The organism is Monashia sp. HAY1-5C, assembly GCF_056755255.1.
In genome coordinates, this window is the sequence record NZ_JBPGXG010000473.1 from 1 (window position 1) to 258 (window position 258).

Below are 258 nucleotides of genomic sequence, written 5' to 3' on the forward strand. Positions count from 1 at the left end.
GTGCGTAATCAGGGCGGAAATTTCTGTTTTGGTCAGACCGTTTTCAATGCCGCGACGCAAGTGGGCCGGTAGTTCATTGAAGTGATTCAGCGCAATAAGACAGGCGATGGTAATCAGACTACGGTCGCGCGGTGCCAGGTCCGGATCTGTCCAGACATCGGAATACAGCGGTTACTCAACGAAGTCGGAAAGTTTAGGGGTAAATGCGCGGGCAGCTTCACGCGGGCGAGTAAAATCAACAGGTTTCATGGTCAGTTC

1 protein-coding gene is annotated in these 258 nt (G+C 52.3%); it reads right to left on the reverse strand.

All coding sequences use genetic code 11. From position 1 onward, the window contains the following. Positions 1-168 (reverse strand): carboxymuconolactone decarboxylase family protein (locus tag ACR9ZK_RS22485; protein ID WP_481344145.1); only part of this gene is annotated, 168 nt, incomplete at its 3' end. Positions 169-258: the final 90 nt, after the last annotated feature.